This is a genomic window from Streptosporangium sp. H13245 (assembly GCF_055690525.1).
In genome coordinates, this window is record NZ_JBSZKT010000019.1 from 42,550 (window position 1) to 58,720 (window position 16,171).

The 16,171-nt window shown below is 70.6% G+C and carries 13 protein-coding genes; 7 read left to right on the forward strand and 6 right to left on the reverse strand.

The genetic code is table 11. From position 1 onward, the window contains the following. Position 1 precedes the first annotated feature (1 nt). Together ACW9TB_RS24365 and ACW9TB_RS24370 are read right to left on the reverse strand one after the other, a co-directional pair. Entirely contained in the window at positions 2-1,513 is a 1,512-nt protein-coding gene (locus tag ACW9TB_RS24365) for a hypothetical protein (RefSeq protein ID WP_472750445.1), read from the reverse strand. Between the two features lie 206 nt (positions 1,514-1,719). Next, the gene (locus ACW9TB_RS24370; RefSeq protein ID WP_472750376.1) at positions 1,720-1,935 is read right to left on the reverse strand and encodes a hypothetical protein; all 216 of its coding nucleotides are present in this window, start codon (positions 1,933-1,935) and stop codon (positions 1,720-1,722) included. A 641-nt stretch (positions 1,936-2,576) separates the two neighbouring features. On the opposite strand from ACW9TB_RS24370, the gene ACW9TB_RS24375 reads away from it, so the two are divergent. From ACW9TB_RS24375 to ACW9TB_RS24385, 3 genes are all read left to right on the forward strand, one after another. Then, positions 2,577-4,670: a SpoIIE family protein phosphatase gene (locus ACW9TB_RS24375; RefSeq protein ID WP_472750377.1), complete on the forward strand. Its 2,094-nt coding sequence runs from the start codon at positions 2,577-2,579 to the stop codon at positions 4,668-4,670. A gap of 244 nt (positions 4,671-4,914) precedes the next feature. Continuing rightward, complete coding sequence (locus ACW9TB_RS24380) at positions 4,915-6,585, forward strand: RNA polymerase sigma factor (RefSeq protein WP_472750378.1); 1,671 nt, start codon at positions 4,915-4,917, stop codon at positions 6,583-6,585. A gap of 109 nt (positions 6,586-6,694) precedes the next feature. Next, entirely contained in the window at positions 6,695-7,660 is a 966-nt protein-coding gene (locus ACW9TB_RS24385) for a hypothetical protein (protein ID WP_472750379.1), read from the forward strand. Positions 7,661-7,725: 65 nt separating this feature from the next. Here the strand turns inward: ACW9TB_RS24385 and ACW9TB_RS24390 are convergent, their stop codons facing one another. Then, positions 7,726-8,466, reverse strand: coding sequence for a YaaA family protein (locus ACW9TB_RS24390; protein ID WP_472750380.1), 741 nt, complete (start codon positions 8,464-8,466; stop codon positions 7,726-7,728). A gap of 46 nt (positions 8,467-8,512) precedes the next feature. Between ACW9TB_RS24390 and ACW9TB_RS24395 the strand changes: the two genes are divergently transcribed. Beyond that, a complete protein-coding gene (locus ACW9TB_RS24395; RefSeq protein ID WP_472750381.1) occupies positions 8,513-9,229 on the forward strand; it encodes a GNAT family N-acetyltransferase in 717 nt (238 codons plus the stop codon). Positions 9,230-9,246: 17 nt separating this feature from the next. On the opposite strand, the gene ACW9TB_RS24400 is transcribed toward ACW9TB_RS24395, so the two are convergent. Next, positions 9,247-9,477, reverse strand: coding sequence for a DUF7455 domain-containing protein (locus ACW9TB_RS24400; RefSeq protein ID WP_472750382.1), 231 nt, complete (start codon positions 9,475-9,477; stop codon positions 9,247-9,249). 240 nt (positions 9,478-9,717) lie between these two features. On the opposite strand from ACW9TB_RS24400, the gene ACW9TB_RS24405 reads away from it, so the two are divergent. After that, entirely contained in the window at positions 9,718-11,787 is a 2,070-nt protein-coding gene (locus ACW9TB_RS24405; protein WP_472750383.1) for a DNA gyrase/topoisomerase IV subunit B, read from the forward strand. An 89-nt stretch (positions 11,788-11,876) separates the two neighbouring features. On the opposite strand, the gene ACW9TB_RS24410 is transcribed toward ACW9TB_RS24405, so the two are convergent. Then, positions 11,877-12,371 carry a beta-class carbonic anhydrase gene (locus tag ACW9TB_RS24410; RefSeq protein ID WP_472750384.1) on the reverse strand — a complete coding sequence of 165 codons (495 nt, stop codon included), beginning with the start codon at positions 12,369-12,371 and terminating at the stop codon, positions 11,877-11,879. Positions 12,372-12,536: 165 nt separating this feature from the next. Here ACW9TB_RS24410 and ACW9TB_RS24415 point away from each other — a divergent pair, with 165 nt between their 5' ends. Then, positions 12,537-12,854 (forward strand): hypothetical protein, encoded by a 318-nt coding sequence (locus ACW9TB_RS24415; RefSeq protein WP_472750385.1) that lies wholly within the window; start codon positions 12,537-12,539, stop codon positions 12,852-12,854. A gap of 166 nt (positions 12,855-13,020) precedes the next feature. Next, positions 13,021-13,386: a VOC family protein gene (locus ACW9TB_RS24420; protein WP_472750386.1), complete on the forward strand. Its 366-nt coding sequence runs from the start codon at positions 13,021-13,023 to the stop codon at positions 13,384-13,386. A 101-nt stretch (positions 13,387-13,487) separates the two neighbouring features. Here ACW9TB_RS24420 and ACW9TB_RS24425 read toward each other — a convergent pair whose 3' ends face one another. Further along, positions 13,488-15,983 (reverse strand): DNA gyrase/topoisomerase IV subunit A, encoded by a 2,496-nt coding sequence (locus ACW9TB_RS24425; RefSeq protein ID WP_472750387.1) that lies wholly within the window; start codon positions 15,981-15,983, stop codon positions 13,488-13,490. Positions 15,984-16,171 lie beyond the last annotated feature (188 nt).

Genomic DNA, 16,171 nt, shown 5'->3' on the forward strand with positions numbered 1-16,171 from the left:
CCTACACCGGAGGTTCGTCGGGGATGTCCGCGATGTCATCGAGGGCGATGGCCAGCTCCTCGGGGTCGTCCCCGATGCGCTCGGCGATCTCGATCAGCACGTGCAGCACGTCGTGCCGGTCGTGGCCCAGGTCCAGCAGCCGCTGCGCCGCCTCCCAGAGCTGCGGCGGGTCGCCCTCCCAGAGCCGGGCGGCGATCTCCTCGTGCCAGGCGAGGTGCTCGTCGTAGTCGCGCCGGTCGAGCTCGCCCGCGTGGTCGATGCCCAGCAGGATCCGCCGGTCGGTGTCGTCGGCGGGGTTGAGCAGGCTGAGCTTGATCTCGCCGTGCGTACCCTGCAGGAAGGGGAACGCGAACACCCGCCTGGCCAGCGCCGACAGGTCGCCGTCCGGCAGCAGCCGGTCGAGCAGGTCGCGGTCGAGCCCGAAGGTCGTCGGGTCGCGGTAGGACTCCGCGAACTTGCCCGTCGCCTCCCACACCGCGTCGAGCGTGGCCCGCAGCCCCTCGTCGGGCAGCCCGGTCCTGCCCGCGGCGAACCGCGCCCACGCGCCCAGCACGTGCGGCACCGCCTCCTGCTCGGTGGTGGTGAGCATCACCTTGCGCGGCAGCCAGTCGAGCAGGAACGTCTCGCACTTGGTCGGGCTCACCCGGAGCGGGCGGCCGAAGTCCTGGTCACAGCCGTAGTCGATGATGTGGTCGGCGCACCGGGAGGCCGCCGAGGGGTCGGACAGGTGCTCGGCCGCGTCCGAGGAGAGGAACTCGGCCGCCAGCATCGCCCGGCGGTCACGGCTGTAGGGGGCCTCGCTGTGCAGCGGGGCCGGACGCTTCCTGCCGGGCGGCAGCGCCTTGATCCTGGACCTGGCGAAGGCGTGGTAGGCGCTGTAGCTGTCGCTGACCGGCACGGCCGTCCTGCGCTGGCCGTACTCGGCGGTGGCCTTCATCGCCGATTCGAGCAGCGCCCTGGCCTGCTGCGGCTCGATCTCCCCGAACCTGAGCATCGGGTTGCCCTCGGCCTCGGCCCTGGCCTGCTCCAGCAGCTTGTCGACGTGCGAGGAGACCCAGGCGTCACGGGCGATGCCGCGCATGTTGTAGTCGACGATCACCACCAGCGCGTGCCGGTCCTCGACGCTGTCGGTGCCCCGGTAGCCGAAGGTGCACACCACGGTGTCCTGGTCGCCGTACGCGTCGCGGGAGACGAAGCAGCCGGTCGTCTTGACCACGCCCAGCCGGTCGGCCCAGCGGGGCCTGGCCACGTCGCGCTCCATCAGAGCCAGCGCGGCGCCCTCCGCCTTGGCGGCCTGGCGGGCCGTGCCGAGGTAGGCCAGCGCGATCAGCAGGGTGAGCGCGGCGGGCGAGCCGGCCTTGGCCGCGTAGTCGACCAGGCCCTCGCCGAGGACCTGCTCGGCGTCCCCCCGGCGCAACCGGCGCCCCCACCAGGCCCCGATCATGTCGGAGACCATGAGCTCGGCGTCCAGCGGGCTGCGTACGGCCAGTAGCTCGCGAGCGGCGAGCAACATCTCGGAGAAGACCGCCTCGGGGGACTGGCTCTCCCTGGGGTCTCGACGATGTCGCCGGCTCAAGCAGCCTCCCCCGTCGGGCGCGCGAGCCCATCACGGACGCCGCCGCCGCGCTGATTGGCCCGCTCGCTTCCCACGCTCACGTCCCAACCTTCTCGCATTCCCGGTCCAAACGGTGCGTAGAAGACGGCCGGGTGCCCCCGATGCTACCGGGGACCGCGGGGCGGCGGCGCGGAGTTGACAAGGGCGAGCAAATGCTCCCGGGCGACACGCTCGACGACCTCGGCCGTCGGCTCGATGCCGAGATGCTCGGCGCAGGCGCAGACCTCGGCCACGCACCTGTCGACGGTGTCGAGGGGGACCGTCAGGAACTCGGCGGCCAGATGGGAGGTCACCGGCTCGTGGAGGGCTGCCGGAGGCACAGGGGGCACAGGGGGCGCGGGGGGCGCGGAAGGCGCGGCGAGGGGCGTCACGGAAGGCCCGGCGAGGCGGGTGGCAAGAACGGGCATGGATGTCGCATTCCTCCGGAGTTTCCCGGGGGCATCCCCCGGATGTGTCGGCGAGGACGTGCGTTTTCATTCCACAACTTATCTCGGGAGTGTCAACCCTCGGCGCCGTGATATGGAAAGCTGGCCCCGTGTCTTGACTGAATCCTGCAACAGTGGAGTAAGTGAGTGTCCCCGAACAGGGAGCCGAATTGACGGTGAGTCAGTAGCCTGATCTCGCCTGCAAGCCCGACGGAGATGAGGTGGGCAGTTGCCGGGACGGTCCGGCCCGATCCTGCTATGGTCCTGGCCGCAAACGTTCGGAGGCACAGCGCCGGCCGGTCGGCGCCCCTGCGGGAGCCCCCTCGCGCCGGCGCGAGGGTCCCGGTCATCGGGGCGGCGGTGTTCCCGAGGTTCCCGGGGTGCGCGGACCGCATCCTGGGCGGGGCTTCCGTCCGCACCTGCCCATCGCCGATGATGTACTCCAGGATCCGGTCCCCCGGAGCCGCGCTACGCCAATTCGCAAGTTTGGAGATGTGCCTCGTGGGAGACCCTGGCACGCGACGGAGGTGCCGACCATGAGCGCCGAAACCTCCGTGCCCCGTCCCCGGGAGTCGGGTGTGGACATCTCAGACTCCGGCCTGTTGCAGGGCCTGCTGTCACAGTCGCCGTTCGCCTTCGCGTTCTTCGACCCCGGCGGCCGCTTCGAGCGCGTCGACGAGGTCTTCTCCGACGTGGTCGGCCTGCCCGCCGAGCGCCTGGTCGGCCGCGCCCCCGGCGAGATGCTCTCCGCCGACCTGACCGCCCTGATCGAGGGTTCGGTCCGCGGCATCGTGACGGGCGCCGAGGTCGAGGGCGACCAGCGGATCCGCGTACGCACCGCCGGCGGCGAGACCCACCACTGGTCGCTGACCTTCTCCCCGATCCACGACGACAAGGGCACGCTCCGCGCGATCTGCCTGGTCGGCGTCGACATCACCGACAGCAGGCAGGTCGAGGAGGACCTCAGGCGCAGCGAGGAGCGCTACCGCTCGCTGGTCGAGGCCCAGTCCCAGCTCGTGTGGATCACCGCGCCCAACGGCGTCGTGGAGGAGGACGCGCCGCAGTGGCGGGCCATCACCGGCCAGGGGCTTGAGGAGTACCTCACCCACGGCTGGCTGGAGGCCGTCCACCCCGACGACCGCCCGCACACCGAGGAGGCGTGGCGCGAGGCGCTGCGCGGCCGGACCATGTTCGAGTGGAGTTACCGGGTCCGCACCCGGGCCAGCGGCTACCGGCACTTCGAGGTGCGCGCCGTCCCGATCATCCGGCACAACCGGGTCGTCGAGTGGGTGGGCGCCAACACCGACGTCACCCCGCAGCGCGAGGCCGAGGAGATGCGCGGACGGCTGACCGACCAGCTCGGCGCCGCCGCCCTGCGGACCGCGCGCCTGCAGGGCGCCACGGCGATGCTCGCCGAGGCGCTCACCGTCGAGCAGGTGGTCCAGGTCATCATCGACGTGGGCCGTACGGCGCTGGCGGCCGACCGCTCCGCCGTGGCGCTGCTCGACGTCGACCGGGCCGCGCTGAAGCTGGTCAACAGCGGGGGCATCCCCGACGTTCCCGGCGCGCCCGGCGAGGAGATCCCGCTCTCGCACTCCAGCGTGATGACCATGGCGGTCAACAGCCGGCGCCCGGTCTTCGCCGAGTCGCCGGAGAGCCTGAAGTCCCAGCTGGTCGACGCGGGCGGCGACAACGAGACGATCACCGGGTTCATCGCCCACAGCGACGAGCGGGCCTGGGTGGGCCTGCCGCTGCTGGCCGCGGGGCGCGCGCTCGGCGCGCTGAGGTTCTCCTTCACCCGCCCGCAGAAGATCTCTCAGGAGGACGGGGTGTTCCTGGAGGCGCTCGCGGGACAGTGCGCCCTCGCCGTGGAGCGGGCCACCCTGTTCGAGCGCGAGCACCGCACGGCCGAGACCCTCCAGCGCAGCCTGCTGCCCGACCGCCTGCCGGTGGTCCGGGGCCTGGTCCTCGCCCAGCGGTTCCGCTCGGGAAGCCGCCACGTCCAGGTCGGCGGCGACTGGTACGACGCGTTCGTCCTCCAGGACGGCCGGGTCGCGGCGGTGGTCGGCGACGTCATGGGCAAGGGCGTCAAGGCCGCGGCCGGGATGGGCCGCATCCGCAACGCGATGCGGGCCCTGGCGCTGACCAACCCGCCGCCCGCCGCGGTGCTCACCGGCCTCGACAGGGTCTTCGAGGCCACCGAGGAGGAGGAGCAGGTCACCACCCTCGCCTACATGGTCGTCGAGCCGGGCACCGGAGAGGGTACGCTGGCGCTCGCCGGTCACCCGCCGCCCCTGCTGGTCTCCCCGCAGGGCGTGCCGCTGCTGTGCGACGGCGAGCCGGGCACCCCGCTGGGCTGGCCCACGAGCCGCCGGCAGTTCAGGTTCTGCGTCCCGCCGGGCCACACCGCCGTCCTGTATTCGGATGGTCTGGTGGAAAACCGCAAGCGTGGCCTCGATGCCGGGCTTGCCGATCTTTGTTCTGTTGTGACCGAAGCGCCGGCCGAAGTGGTGGGAAGCCCCCACATGTTGCTAGATTTTCTTGTCGATCGCATGCTGTCTGGATATGAGCAGGATGACGACGTCACGGTGCTCGCGATCCACGTTCCCCTCGCCACGAAGAGTGACTGAATGAAACAGTCATAACGGTTGCTTTCGGGTATCGGTGCCTCGCTTCCGTACGCACTACTCTCTTGGTCGGCCTAGGGTGGAGGGCAACCGCCAGGAGGCGGCCGTATGGATCACGGTGTCATGCCACAATGCTGGACAGGTGCGTCGCGGTTCGCGCGGCCTTGTTAATCACAACTAGAGGTAAAACTGCCCCTAGTTGGGCATCTGGGTCCATTCTCGTCACGCTTTCCTTCGAGAGGTGTTCGTGTCGCCTGCAAGTTCGACTCGCTCGAAGCCATCCGAGCTGAACGAGCCCGTCATTCAGCAGCTGATGGAGCGGGGGCGCTCGCAGGGGTTCCTCGAGTCCGAGGATGTCCGCAAGGCCGTCGAGGAAGCGGACATTCCGATGGCGCAGGTCGCTGGAATCCTGCGAAGCCTCAGCAAAGAGGGCATCACAGTACGGCTGACCGCCGAGGACTCCGCGGCTCCCAAGAAGCCCCGCACTCCCGCCAAGCGCCGCACTGCCCCGGCCGCGCCCGCCGCCGTCAAGAAGACCAAGACCGCCGCGGCGGCCAAGGAGCAGCCGGAGACCGTCACCGCGGTCGTCAGCGGCTCCGAGCCCGCCGCGACCGCGGCCAAGAAGCCGGCGGCCCCCGCCAAGGCGGCCCCGGCCAAGAAGGTGGCCCCGGCCGCCAAGAAGCCGGTCCCCGCCCCGCCGCCGAAGAAGGCCGGCCCCGCCGGGGCCGTCGCCCCCGCTCCCGCGTCCGCGCCGAAGCCGGTCACCGGTGACGACGACGAGGTCATCGACCTCGAGGACGTCGAGATCGAGGACTTCGACCTGGAGGCCGTGGCCGAGGTCGAGGTTGAGGTCGAGGTGGAGGTGGAAGCCGAGGTCGAGGTGGAGGCCGAGGCCGAGACCGAGGAGGAGCCCAAGGTCGAGGCCGTCGAGGTGAACGAGGACGAGGTCCTCATCCTCACCGACGACGACGATGACGCCCCGGTGCCCCAGGTCGCCGCCGCCGGTGCCACCGCCGACCCGGTCAAGGACTACCTCAAGCAGATCGGCAAGGTTCCCCTGCTCAACGCCGAGCAGGAGGTCGAGCTCGCCAAGCGCATCGAGGCCGGTCTGTTCGCCGAGGAGCAGCTCGGCACCGACGGCGAGAAGCTCCCGGTCGACGTCCGCGCCGAGCTGGAGTGGATCGCCGAGGACGGCCGCCGGGCCAAGAACCACCTGCTGGAGGCGAACCTCCGCCTCGTGGTCTCGCTGGCCAAGCGCTACACCGGGCGCGGAATGCTCTTCCTGGACCTGATCCAGGAGGGCAACCTGGGCCTGATCCGCGCGGTCGAGAAGTTCGACTACACCAAGGGCTACAAGTTCTCCACCTACGCCACGTGGTGGATCCGGCAGGCGATCACCCGCGCCATGGCCGACCAGGCGCGGACCATCCGCATCCCGGTCCACATGGTCGAAGTGATCAACAAGCTGGCCCGCGTCCAGCGGCAGATGCTCCAGGACCTGGGCCGCGAGCCCACCCCGGAGGAGCTGGCGCGCGAGCTCGACATGACCCCCGAGAAGGTCGTCGAGGTCCAGAAGTACGGTCGCGAGCCGATCTCCCTGCACACCCCGCTGGGTGAGGAGGGAGACAGCGAGTTCGGTGACCTCATCGAGGACTCCGAGGCCATCGTTCCCGCGGACGCGGTCAGTTTCACGCTTCTGCAGGAGCAGCTCCACTCCGTTCTGGACACGCTGTCCGAGCGCGAGGCGGGCGTGGTCTCGATGCGTTTCGGCCTGACCGACGGTCAGCCGAAGACGCTGGACGAGATCGGCAAGGTCTACGGGGTGACGCGCGAGCGCATCCGGCAGATCGAGTCCAAGACGATGTCCAAGCTCCGCCACCCGTCCCGGTCGCAGGTCCTGCGCGACTACCTCGACTGAGGCTTTCTGACAGAGGGTCCGCATCGTATGGTGCGGGCCCTTTGTCGTTAACGCGGGTGTAACAGGTCGGTAGCACGCCGTGTGAAACGGGCTCCTAGGCTGCCGCCTCATGGGTGTGGCCGAAGTTGACATGATTCGCGCCCGGGGACTGCGGGTGATCGTCGATCGTCCGTGGACGGACGCGATGCTCGACGAAGCGGTCGCCGCGGTACGCCGGAGGGTGTTCGAAGCCGGCACGATCACGATCGGCGCGGCCCGCGGCGATCCGGAGAGCCGCGCGCTCAGGATCGAGGCGCTGGCCAAGGCGGCCGTAGGTCACAGCCGTGCCATAGAGGCGCTGACGGCCCGCGACCGGGCCAACCCCGACCTCTGGCTCTGGCTCGGGCGCACCCGCATCGAGGAGGCCTGGACGATCAAGCCGGACGTCAAGGCTCGGGCCGTGCAGGCGCGGCGGATGCAGGCCTTCCAGGAGGCGATGGAGTCGGCCAGGACGCCGCTCCTCACCGCGGCGTCGCTCGCGCCGTCCGATCCGGTGCCCTGGGAATCGATCATGTGGCTCTACCTCGGTCTCGACCGGCCGCGCCAGGAGAAGGACGCGGTCTGGTACGAGGCCGTTCGCCGTTATCCGACGCTGTTCCCGGCCAACGTGGCCCGGCTCATGACGTTGTCCCCCGCCTGGGGCGGCAGTGCCCAGGAGATGCTGGAGTTCGCCAGGCAGGCCGTCTCACGGGCGCCCGACGGGGATCCGATGGCGTCCCTGGTGCCGCTGGCCCACTTCGAGCAGGTGTCCGCCGAGCGGTCACCGATGTCGCGCGGCGGCTGGTTCTCCGACGGGGCGCTGCGCGAGGTCGTCGCGCACTCGGGCCGCTGGCTGGGGCGTGACAGCCATCCCCGGTCGATCGAGGCGCACAACCTGTTCGGGGCCGCCTTCTACCTGGCCGACCTGAGACGGCCCGCGCGCGGGCACCTGATGCGGACGGGAGGCAGGGTCAGCAGCCTGCCGTGGTCCTACCTCGGAGATCCCGCCCAGCAGTTCCAGCGGGCCTGCGGGCGGCTCCACCTCGTCGCGGCGTGAACCGGCCGGGGCCTCCCGGTCCTCCGCGTTCCCGGCACGGCCACGGGAGGGTGATCCGCGGGACATCACACCGTGACGTCGAGTGTCCACGGCCGTTTTCCCGTGGGCGGCGCGCAGAGCGTGACGGAGTGGCCGAGATGGTCCAGGACCTTGGCGAGCTCCTCGGGACCCTCCGGATCCACGCCCCCCTCAAGCAGGGAGCGGGCGATCACACCGCGGGTGGCCTTGGCCATGTGGCTCACCACCTTCCCGTCCTTGAGCACCCGTACCGCCACCGCCCGGCCGCCCGGCTGCCACGCCACCGCGTACGTGCTGGAGCGCAGGTCCACGACCAGGCCCGGCTCGGCGTCGAGCAGGGGGGTGACCGACCGGCGCCAGAAGGCGCCCAGGCCGCCGAGCGGCGGCAGCCGCACCCCCATCGACAGCCGGTACGGTGGCACGCGGTCGCCGATCCGCAGCAGGCCCCAGAGGCCGGAGAAGATCAGCAGGCTCTCCGAGGCCCGCGTCGCGGCCTCGGGGGAGAGCGAGGCCAGGCCGAGGTTGTCGTAGAGCACACCGGTGTACAGGTCGGCCGCGGCCAGCGTCGGCGCGGTCCGCAGGAGCAGGTTCCTGCCGACCTCGGCGGCCTGCCCCGGCGACAGGCCGAGCACGTCCCGCGCGGCCGGTTTCCGGCACAGCGCGGTGAGCGCGTCCAGGACCTTCCTCCTGGGCGGGCGGAGGGCGGGAAAGCTCAGCCGGGGCAGGTCGAGGGCGGGGCCGTCGCCCTGAGTGGCCTTCCCCTCGGACGGAGGCAGCAGAATCAGCACAGTCGCCGAGCGTAGTGGGGCGATCGGGGAGTTAGGATCCTTCAGCATGATCGATGAGGGCTTCGACCGGCTGGTCGACCAGGCCTGGCCGGCGCTCCACCGGGTGAACGCCGGGGGCTGGACGCTGCGCGCCGCGGGCGGGGTGACCAAGCGGGCCAACTCCGTGCTGCCGCTGGGCGAGCCGGAGGACCTGGAAGCGGCCGTCGAGGGGGCCGAGAAGTTCTACGCCGACCGCGGGCTGCCCTGTGTCTTCTCCGTGGGAGGCGGTGCCACGCCCGGTCTGGACGCGTCACTGGAGGCTCGCGGCTACCGGGTGGTGGATCCCACACTGATCATGACCGCGCCTCTCGTGTCCGAGGAGCCGGGAGGGGCGGGAGGGAAGGTCGAACTCGCTGAGGCGCCCTCACAGGCGTGGTTGGACGCCTGGTGGAGCGTGGACGGGAGGTTCGGCGGCGACGGTCTGGCGACGGCCGCGCGGATCCTCACCGGCGTGCCCGCCGTGTACGCCTCGCTCGGCGGGGAGGCCGTCGGGCGGGGCGTGGTCCAGGGGGAGTGGTTCGGGATCTACTCCATGGCGGTTCTGCCGCATGCGCGGCGCAGGGGCCATGGACGGGAGGTGTTGCGTGCCCTGCTCTCGCATGCGCGGGCGCAGGGCACACAGCGGGCATATTTAGTCGTAGTGGAGTCGAACACCGCTGCCAGGGCGCTCTACGAGCGGCAGGGCCTCACGGTGGCGGGCCGATATCACTATCGGGTCCGATGATGGCTCCATTCGTCTGGTTATCGTTCGTCGTGGCCTGCCGTTGCCGGGGCGTCGCTGAGACGAGCGGACTCGTCCTGGATGTTGGCGCCCTTGTCTCTCAGCACGGCCACATGCTGACGCCCGTGGTGGGCGCAGAACAGCAGCTCCCCACCTACGGGCAGGGTCGCGCGGATGTAAGCCTGGGCGCCGCACCGGTCACAGCGGTCAGCAGCTGTGAGCTGCTTGGCGGGGGCGAGGGTTCCAGTCACGTATCGCCTTTCAGGTCATCCCCTGAGGTGGAGGATCTGGCGTCAGTCACTTGAGAGAACATCTAACCCGATACGAACGTTCCCAACCGACCCCCTGCTACGCCCAGAGCGGAAAGTGTCCGAAAGTAACGATGATCACGCCGGATGTAACGCCCGTACCCGCCGGATGGCAAGCTTGTACGCGTCGTGGTGGGAAGAACGGTAAGCTGCGCACACGTGTTCGACAGAGTGGGAGTGGGCGTGACCGCAGTTAGCGCGGAGACGGGTTATACGGCCCGCCACCTGTCGGTGCTGGAGGGTCTCGAAGCCGTCCGCAAGCGCCCAGGCATGTATATCGGGTCGACCGACAGCCGCGGTCTCATGCACTGCCTCTGGGAGATCGTGGACAACGGGGTCGACGAGGCCCTGGCCGGTTACTGCGACCGCATCGAGGTCGAGCTCCACCCCGACGGCTCCATCGAGGTCCGCGACGACGGCCGGGGCATCCCGGTCGACGTCGAGCCCAAGAGCGGCCTGGCCGGTGTCGAGCTCGTCTACACCAAGCTCCACGCGGGCGGGAAGTTCGGCGGCGGCTCCTACGGCGCCTCGGGCGGCCTGCACGGCGTCGGCGCCTCCGTCGTCAACGCCCTGTCCTCGCGGCTGGACATCGAGGTCGACCGCGACGGCCGGATCCACGAGATCAGCTTCCGCAGGGGCGTTCCCGGCGTCTTCGACGGCGACGGCCCCAAGGCCAAGTTCAAGAAGAAGTCCGGGCTGCGCGACGGCGGCGTGGCGAAGAACCCCACCGGCACCCGCGTGCGCTTCTGGGTCGACCACCAGATCTTCCTCCCCGAGGCGGAGGTCTCCCTCGACGAGATCCACGTCCGCCTCCGCCAGACCGCGTTCCTGGTCCCCGGCCTCACCCTGGCCGTGCGCGACAGCCGGGGCGAGGAGGCCGTCGAGGAGGAGTTCCACTTCGACGGCGGCATCTCGGAGTTCACCGAGTTCCTCGCCCGCGACGAGGCCGTCTGCGACGTGCTGCGGCTGCAGGGCACCGGTCACTTCCACGAGACCGTCCCGGTCCTCGACAACCTGGGGCACATGACCCCGACCGAGGTCCAGCGGGAGCTCACCGTCGACGTGGCGGTGCGCTGGGGCAAGGGCTACGACAACACCGTCCGCTCCTTCGTCAACGTGATCGCCACCCCCAAGGGCGGCACCCACGTCAACGGCTTCGAACGCGCCCTCGTCCGCACCCTGAACGAGCAGCTGCGCGAGACCCGCCTGCTCAAGAACGGCGACGCCCCGGTGACCCGCGAGGACATCATGGAGGGTCTCACCGCCGTGGTGACCGTCCGGGTGCCCGAGCCGCAGTTCGAGGGCCAGACCAAGGAGGTCCTGGGCACCTCGGCGGCCTCCAGGATCGTCGCCCACGTCGTCTCGCGAGAGCTCAAGGAGCTGCTCGCCAACCCGTCGCGCAACGCCAAGCCGCAGCTCCGCGCGGTCCTGGAGAAGATCGTCGCGGCGGCCAAGGCCCGCATCGCCGCCCGGGAGCACCGCGACAACCAGCGCCGCAAGACCGCGCTGGAGAACTCGGCGCTCCCCGCCAAGCTGGTCGACTGCCGCAGCGACGAGGTCGACCGCAGCGAGTTGTTCATCGTCGAGGGCGACTCGGCGCTGGGCACCGCCCGCGCGGCCAGAAACTCGGAGTTCCAGGCGCTGCTGCCGATCCGGGGCAAGATCCTGAACGTGCAGAAGGCGTCCGTCGCAGACATGCTCAAGAACGCCGAGTGCGCCGCGATCATCCAGGTCATCGGCGCGGGTTCGGGGCGTTCCTTCGACATCGAGGCCGCCCGCTACGGCAAGGTCATCCTGATGGCCGACGCCGACGTCGACGGGGCGCACATCCGCTGCCTCCTGCTGACCCTGTTCCACCGCTACATGAAGCCGATGGTCGAGGCCGGGCGCGTCTTCGCCGCCGTGCCGCCGCTGCACCGCATCGAGGTCACCAACCCCACGCGCGGTCACAACAAGTACGTCTACTGCTACTCCGACGCCGAGCTGCAGCGGGTGCTGCGAGACCTGGAGCGCCGGGGCAAGCGCTGGAAGGACCCGATCCAGCGCTACAAGGGCCTGGGTGAGATGGACGCCGACCAGCTGGCCGAGACGACCATGGAGCCCCGCCACCGCACCCTGCGCCGGGTCCGCATCGAGGACATCGAGGCGGCCGAGGGCATCTTCGCCCTCCTGATGGGCAGCGACGTGGCCCCGCGCCGGGAGTTCATCGTGAGCAGCGCGGCCGAGATCGACCGCGACCACATCGACGCGTGACCGTCCCCGCCGGGTGATCTCCCGGCAGGAACGGCCCGCGGGCGGGCCCGGAGCACCGGTCAGGTGACCGGGTCCCCGGACCCCGGGGTTCAGAGCTCGACAGGCATCAGCTTGCCGGTGCGCACGTCGTAGACGGCCCCGCCGACCGGCATCCCCGCGGGCAGGAACGGGCTCGTCCTGATCCGTACGAGGTCGTGGCGCAGTGCCGCGTCCTGGTCGGGGACGGTGTGGAAGTCCAGGCTGCGGGTGTCGACGCCGCGCCGGGCGGCGATCGCGTGCACCTCGTCGTCGGTGACCTTGTTCATGCCGCAGTCGGTGTGCGGCATGACCAGCACCCGCTCCACCCCCAGCAGGTTGACCGCCAGGACGAGCGTACGCAGGACGTCGTCGGTGACCCTGGCCCCGGCGTTGCGGAGGATCTTGGCGTCCCCCGGACTCAGGCCGAAGACCCCCAGCGGATCGATCCGCGAGTCCATACAGGTGACCACGGCTAGGCCGCGGGCGGCCCTGCCGGTCAGTTCGGCGTTGGTGAACGTGGCGGAGAACTCCTCGTTGGCGGCCAGCAGGTCGTCAAAAGCACTCACGTACGCATCCCTCGGTCGGCGCAAACAACGGACTAATAATGCTTCATGCCCGTTTCCAGAGCGCTGCCGGGGCTCGCCGGGTGACGACTTCACCAAGATCCCACCACCGCCTCTCACCCTGGGTCATGATGTCGTCACCCAGAGTCCGGAAGTGTGGAGAGGCTGATGAGCAGGACCGAATCGCTGGCCGACTATCTGCGTGACCAGGGCAGGCGCAAGCTCGACCGGGTCGAGGTCAGGGACGGGGGGCGCAACGCGCGCTCGGCGCTGGCCCTGCTCGACGCGGCCGTCTACACCCGGTCGCTGAAGGACGACGACCCGTTCCTGGCCGCCCTCGCGGAGGCGGGGTGTTTCGGCCCCCAGGGGACCGGCGGGTTCGAGCCGACGGACCGGGTGGCCAGGGTCGTCCGCTTCTGGGAGTCGGGCGAGCCCTGGCAGCTGCTGATGGCGATCCGGTTCGCGCTCCAGGGCGCGCTCACCTGAGAGGCCGGGTTTCAGCCCGACCGCCGGGGAAAGGCGGACCGGGCCGCGGTCGTGGCGCCGGGCCGGGGTGCCCCGCGTGCCCCGGGCCCGATCGGCGCGAGACGCCGTTGAAGCTCCCGGTGACACCGCCATAGGATCTTCATCGGTGCCGAGTTTGGGAGGAAGCATGGGAATCGCGCAGCTGAGGTCGATCGTCCTCGACTGTCCAGACCCCAGGCGACTGGCCGCCTTCTACAGCGCCCTCCTGGGCTGGAAGATCGCCAGTGTCGAGGACGACTGGGTGGTGGTCACCGGGGGCAGGCCCGGACGGCTCTGCTTCCAGCTGGTCCCCGACCACCAGCCGCCGGAGTGGCCCACCACCGAGCGATCCCAGCAGTTCCACCTCGACCTGACGGTTGAGAACCTCGACGAGGCGGAGAAGGAGGCGCTGGCGCTCGGCGCGTCCAAACACCCGTACCAGCCGGGCGAGGAGGAGGGTTTCCGGGTCTTTCTCGACCCCGCCGGGCATCCGTTCTGCCTGTGCGTCGACTGACCGTCCTGCGCGATCTCAGGGCCCCTCGCGGGCCCGTCGTACCCGGCCCCGGGAGCCCCGCCGTCCTGGCGGGGCTCCCGGGGTCTCTTCGCGGGCGGAGGTCACTCCTCCGGGGCGGGAGCCGCTCCGGAGACCCGCTCGCCGCCTCCGGCGCCGAGGGCGCCGCCCACGGCCGACACGGTGTGGGTGAGCCGTACGCCGGAGCCGTCGCGGCGGCCCAGCTCCTCGGGGAGGGGCACGGGCTTGCCGACGGCCGAGACCGCGCGGGCCGGGCCGGGGCCCGCCCAGGCGAGCAGCAGGACGTCCTCACCCTTGAGGAACCGCTGGACGCGGACCCCGCCGGTGGCCCGGCCCTTCGGCGGGTATTCGGCGAAGTCGGAGACCTTGGCCCCGCCGACCTGGGTGCCGGGCAGCGCCGTCGAGGACCCGGCGATCGTCACGACCTGTGACTCGCGGGCGGGATCGACCGCGCCGAACCAGACCACCGTGGCGTCGCCGTCCAGCCGCACACCGGCCATGCCGCCCGCGGGGCGGCCCTGCGGGCGGACGACGGAGGCGGAGTAGCGCAGCAGCTGGGCCTCGGAGGTGATGAAGACGAGGTCGTGCTCCTCGCTCTCCACCTCCACCGCGCCCACCACGGTGTCGCCCTCCTTGAGGGTGATCACCTCGAAGTCGTCGCGGTTGGCCGGGTAGTCGGGGACGACCCGCTTGACCACGCCCTGCGCCGTGCCCAGCGCCAGGCCGGGCCCGTCGGGATCGAGCGAGCCGATGCCGACGACCGTCTCACCCGGGTTGAAGGTGACGTACTCCGAGACCGGGTGACCGCCCGACAGCGACGGCGGGTTGGCCGAGCGGGGCAGCGTGGGCAGGTCGACCACCTGGACCCGGATCATCCGCCCCTGGTTGGTGACCACGCCCACCTCGCCCCTGACCGTGCTCCGCACGGCGGAGACCAGCACGTCGTGGGCCGAGCGGTCGCCGTCACCGGCCAGCGGCGAGGCGTCGAACGTGCGGGCCAGCAGGCCGGTGGAGGAGAACAGCACCAGGCAGGGGTCGTCGGCCACCTCCAGGGGGGCCGAGACGTTCCTCACGACCCCCGAGGACTCCAGCAGCACCGTGCGGCGCGGGGTGCCGAAGGTCTTGGAGACCTGGGCGAGCTCGTCGGAGACGACCTTGCGGAGCCTGTCGTCGGAGGACAGGATCGCGGTCAGCTCGGCGATCTCGTCGCGCAGGGTCTGGCTCTCGCGGTCGAGCTCCAGCTTGTCGTAGCGGGTCAGGCGGCGCAGCGGGGTGTCGAGGATGTAGTTGGCCTGGATCTCCGACAGCTCGAAGACCTCCGTCAGGCGCTCGCGGGCCTGGGCGGAGTTGTCGGAGGAGCGGATGACCTGGATGACCTCGTCGATGTTGAGCAGGGCGACGATGAGGCCCTCGACGAGGTGCAGGCGCTCCTCGCGCTTGCGGCGGCGGTAGAGGGAGCGGCGGCGGACCACGTCGATGCGGTGGTCGACGTAGACCTGGAGCAGCTCGCGCAGGCCCAGCGTGCGCGGCTCGCCGTCGACCAGGGCGACGTTGTTGATGCCGAAGGTCTCCTCCATCGGCGTGAGCCGGTAGAGCTCCTCCAGCACGGCCTCGGGGATGAAGCCGTTCTTGATCTCGATGACCAGGCTGAGGCCCTTGTGCCGGTCGCTGAGGTCCTTGAGGTCGGAGATGCCCTGGAGCCTCTTGGCGGTGACCAGCTCCCTGATCTTGGTGACCACCCGCTCGGGGCCGACGTTGAAGGGCAGCTCGGTGACGACGATGCCCTTGCGGCGGGGGCTGACCTGCTCGATGGCGCACTTGGCGCGCATCCGGAAGGTGCCCCGGCCCTTGGCGTACGCGTCGCGGATGCCGTCGAGGCCGATGATCGTGCCGCCGGTGGGCAGGTCGGGGCCCGGGACGAACCGCATCAGGTCGTCGAGCGTCGCGTCCGGCTTCTTGATCAGGTGACGGGCGGCGGCGACGACCTCCACGAGGTTGTGCGGCGCCATGTTGGTGGCCATCCCGACCGCGATGCCGGTGGCACCGTTGACCAGCAGGTTGGGGAAGGCCGACGGCATGACCGTGGGCTCGGTCTCCTGGCCGTCGTAGTTGGGCTTGAAGTCGACCGTGTCCTCGTCGATCGACTGGACCACGGCCATCGCCGCCGAGGCCAGCCGGGCCTCGGTGTAACGCATCGCGGCGGGCAGGTCGTCGGGGGAGCCGAAGTTGCCGTGCCCGTCGATGAGCGGCAGGCGCATCGAGAACGGCTGGGCCATGCGGACCAGCGCGTCGTAGATGGCGGTGTCGCCGTGCGGGTGGAGCTTGCCCATCACGTCGCCGACGACGCGTGACGACTTGACGTGGCCCCGGTCGGGCCGCAGGCCCATCTCGCTCATCGAGTAGAGGATCCGGCGCTGGACCGGCTTGAGGCCGTCCCTGGCGTCCGGCAGCGCACGCTGGTAGATGACCGAGTATGCGTATTCGAGGAAGCTGGTGCGCATCTCGGTGGAAACGTCGATGTCGACGATCCGCTCCTCGAAGCCCTCGTCGGTCGGGGGTGTGGTCGTCCGTCGAGCCATCTGATTTCCTGCGCGCGCGCCCCGGCCGTTCAGGCCGGGGGGAGGCGCATCCTCCTTCTGTCTTCGTGGTCCAACCGTTGGCGCCGGCTCCCCGGGGAGCCTTGGCCGGGATGTCCGGCGGGCGACCGGCGACGGGGGCGACCGGGCATCGTACCGAGACTCGATACCATACCCAGCCCATCCGACAC